This window comes from uncultured Aquabacterium sp. (genome assembly GCF_913773725.1).
Taxonomy (GTDB): domain Bacteria; phylum Pseudomonadota; class Gammaproteobacteria; order Burkholderiales; family Burkholderiaceae_C; genus Aquabacterium.
In genome coordinates this window covers 1-3,465 of sequence record NZ_CAJYGK010000127.1, presented here as the reverse complement: position 1 = coordinate 3,465, position 3,465 = coordinate 1, and the positions used below count along the sequence as shown (strand labels likewise).

Annotated in this window: 4 protein-coding genes; all 4 read right to left on the bottom strand. The window is 64.9% G+C overall.

Annotated elements, in window-relative coordinates; all coding sequences use genetic code 11:
- Positions 1-65 precede the first annotated feature (65 nt).
- Positions 66-1,478, bottom strand: coding sequence for an integrating conjugative element protein (locus tag QZ709_RS15465; protein WP_150982032.1), 1,413 nt, complete (start codon positions 1,476-1,478; stop codon positions 66-68).
- A gap of 10 nt (positions 1,479-1,488) precedes the next feature.
- Positions 1,489-2,439 carry a TIGR03756 family integrating conjugative element protein gene (locus tag QZ709_RS15460; RefSeq protein WP_175994345.1) on the bottom strand — a complete coding sequence of 317 codons (951 nt, stop codon included), beginning with the start codon at positions 2,437-2,439 and terminating at the stop codon, positions 1,489-1,491.
- Positions 2,436-2,879 (bottom strand): TIGR03757 family integrating conjugative element protein, encoded by a 444-nt coding sequence (locus QZ709_RS15455; RefSeq protein WP_150982069.1) that lies wholly within the window; start codon positions 2,877-2,879, stop codon positions 2,436-2,438. The genes QZ709_RS15460 and QZ709_RS15455 overlap by 4 nt, the downstream gene beginning before the upstream one ends.
- Before the next feature lie 90 nt (positions 2,880-2,969).
- Positions 2,970-3,465, bottom strand: a 496-nt coding sequence (locus tag QZ709_RS15450) for a thioredoxin domain-containing protein (RefSeq protein ID WP_294638285.1), incomplete at its 5' end; no start/stop codon positions are given.

Sequence of the window (3,465 nt, the reverse complement as noted above, 5' to 3'; positions counted from 1 at the left end):
CCAGAGCACCGCCAATCCGCTCCGGCGGTTGAACAGCCAGCCGAACCGCCATCCGTGCGTGCGCGTCATGGCGTGCCGCTCCGGGGCTTCTGAATCTGGTTCAGGCGGTCGGGCGTCGTATCGCCCTGGAAGATCGAGCGCGAACCGTCGGAGCGCGTGTTGTGGCGACCGATCAGGGTCATGGCCGAATTGGCCGCCAGTTCCCTCCGCAGCTCCAGCTCCGTCTTCAGGTTGTTGATCTCCTGTTCCAACGTGGTGTTCTCCGAATCTACTGCCTTCACCGCCAGATCGTTGGCAGCCACGTTCGGTTCCTTCGCGCCGGTAAGCAGCGTGCGCTGCAACAGTAGAGCCTTCTCCAGCACACTCGACAGCGCCACTTCGGAGGCCAGGCGCTTACCGAGCATGTCCTGATCCGGTTCGTCGCGTAGCGCCTCGATCACGCCGCGCGTGACCGGCAGCGAGTTGCTGCTTGCCGCGTCGAGGTTGGCCGGCGTCGTCGGCTCGGCCCCGGTAACCAGGTCTTGCAGCGCCTTGAGCTTGGTGTCGTACTCTTCCTGGATCAGCGGCGTCAGCCCCACGCCCGGCGTGGTCTGCGTTTTCGTGCAGCTTTCGCAGGTCTGCTGTTCGCGCTCGCCGAGCACGCGCGTCGCCCAATCGGAGGCTGCCTGCGGCGACGACCAGGTCTGGCAGGTCAGCCGGTTACCGCAGGTCGTGGTGTCGATCGAGGAAGTATCGGTAGCGCTGCGCCCGTTGAGCAGGTTGTAACCGGCGCGCGTGACGTCACTGACGACCTTGATCGAACGCTGGCCGCTGCCTCCGGCATTGCTGCCGCCGACCCACGGCACGCCGTTGTTGCCCTTGCTGGTCTCGGCCTGTTCGACTGCGGAGACGGCATCGGCGCTGCCGACTGCTTGTTTGAGCGCCATGCCTTCGGCGAGCTGGTCCCAGCTCGCCTGGCCGCCGGCCATGTCTGCCATGCGGTTGGCGATGGCGCGGCAGGTCATCTTGCTGCGGTCGAAATCCAGCCGTGCCTGCAGGATACCGTTGGTCAGCAGGTTGTAGAGGCCCGGATCGGCGCGCTGGATGATGAGCGCGGGCAGCGACGCCACCGCGCTGGTGGCGTTCTGGATGACGCTGCTCATGATCGTCTGGAAACCGTTGGTGACGCCGTTGAGCTGGTTTTGCAGCGTGGTCGACAGGTTCATGTCGCCGCAGATTAGGTTGCTGTTCCAGCCCAGTCCCACGCCGAGACTCTGCATATTTCCCGCACCGCCCATGGACACGGCGCGGCCGCCGCCGACGCTGTAGAGCACGTCGTCGCCGATCACGCTGCCGTTGACGCTGGCGCCGTTGCTGTCAATGCGGGTTTGCTGCGCCCAGACCACGCTTGTCACCAGCACCGATCCGGCGACTGCGAGCAAGCTCCGCCAGAGGTAGAGCCTCGCGCGGCAGGCAAGATTCGTCATGCGCATGTTCATCGACAGGCCCTCACATGAAATCGGTGCTGCCCAGGAACGTCTGACCACGACGCTGGCAGCAGGCATACGGACGCCACAGCGCCCAGGCGTAGTCGCCCTGCGTGGTTTGCACATGCACGTTGCTGTTGGGGAACACGGCGCAGGTGGTCGAGAGCGTCGGCGTCAGTTCCTGCCACTTTCCCGTCGAGGCGTCACTTTCGATCAGTGCGCCAGCCGGCCAGTAGCCGTCGTGCGCGCTGGCAAGCAGCGGCTGGTAGACGTGGATCTGGCCGCTGCGCGTCACCACGTCGCCCGCGCGCTGCGCGATGACGGCACCACTCTTGTAGTCGTCGGTCTGGTGCAGCAGTCCGCCGCGCGGATAGACGGTGCCCCACAGATTCATCGTTAGGCGACCACCGATCTCGCGCATGCCGGGAATCAGCGCCTCGGGGTAGACTGCCTCGGGCACGTCGTAGCGCCAAGCCACCGTATCGAGTGTGCTCAGCAGATACGGCATGAAGGCAGTGCCAGCGCCGGTGCAGGTATAACCGAACTGGCTGGCGTACCGGGCGAAGACCGCAGCGGCCGGATGACCGATCACGTCGGCATTCTTGAACTTGGCAAGGTTGTTTTCGCTGCCTTGGTTGGTCGTGCCATCACCACCGGCTTGGGCGGTCGGGTTGGGCAGGCTCATGGGCCGCATTTCGATCCACGGATTCTCGCCTGTGTTCGAGTAGCTCGACACCACAGCATCCGGGATGTAATGCCGCACCTTGACCGAGGTAAGGACCGTGCAACCGCCCAAGCCACAGCTAAGCCAGTAGCAGATGCCGACGACGCGGTATTGCAGGCAGTCCGGCGACAGCACCGAGGCGATGATGGTCGCGGTGTTCACCGCGAACGTCGAACCGGCGGCGCCCAGCAGCAAGGCCGCAATGACGGCCCGCATTCGGTGGGTCGGGGCAAACAGTCCACCGCTCATGGTTGGGTACTCCGGTAGACATGAATGCGGTCGACCGCACGGGTGACGTCGGGCTCGCCATAGACCACATAGCGGTGATCGACCACGACGGCAGGAACCTTGGCGACGCCCAGCCCCCAAGCGTCGGCGATCCCCTGATAGGCATCGGCAAGTTGCCGCTGCAAACCTGCACCGCCTTGAGCGAGACGTTGCCGGACGATGGCTTCGGCTTGCGCGGGATCAGCCGGAAGCTGTGCGCCGAGTGCGGCCTCCAGGTTGGCTGGTGCATCGAGCAGCACCACACGAATGCCGTTCGCGTTGCTCACTGGATGCTGCGTGTCGGTGAAGGCGATGACGTCAGCGGCTTGCGCGGATGAGAACACTAGCGCCGCGCACAGCCCGATCGCGCTGCAAAGCGCGCTGGCCGGATGTAGGGATGACAGGAATGAGAACGAAGGCATCATGGCACGCGATGGAGGGACGACAGGCTCAAGTCAATCGCAGGGTTGCTTGGCTCTCCAGCAAGAAACCGAATAGCGGGATTGCCGCATTCAAGGCGGTGATGCCGTCGCGCTGGTGTCGTGACCACTGGCAATCCAGTCGATCGCCGACAGTAAGGCATCCCCCTCGACGGGACCGGGCAGCAGAATCGTCTTGCCGGACTGGCGATCGCGCACTTGCAGGGTTGGCGTGGCCTTGATGCCGAGCTTCGCTGCCTCGGCAGCTTGATCCCGAATGGCAGAGTCGGGACGGTCGCTGCCGAGGCAGCGCTGCACATCGGGCGTGAGGTCGGGGTAAGGCACATCGGGCGGCAGGCCCTGGCCGTCGCCGCGGGTGTGCGTGTAAATCCACGCCACGGCTTTCCAGAAGGCGTCATGCCCGCCGATCTCGCCCGCACATTCCGCGATCCGCGCCTCGGCTGTAGCCACAGGATCGTGCATCGTCAGCGGCAGGTGCCGCCACTGCCAGTTCACTTCGGGATGGGCGTCGATCCAGCCTTTGAGCACCGGGAAGTAGGCCCGGCAGTACGGGCACTCCAGATCAGCG

Coding starts and splice junctions, on each gene's coding strand:
- QZ709_RS15455 (WP_150982069.1), bottom strand. CDS start 2,879: ATGCCTTCGTTCTCATTCCTGTCATCCCTACATCCGGCCAGCGCGCTT.
- QZ709_RS15465 (WP_150982032.1), bottom strand. CDS start 1,478: ATGAACATGCGCATGACGAATCTTGCCTGCCGCGCGAGGCTCTACCTC.
- QZ709_RS15460 (WP_175994345.1), bottom strand. CDS start 2,439: ATGAGCGGTGGACTGTTTGCCCCGACCCACCGAATGCGGGCCGTCATT.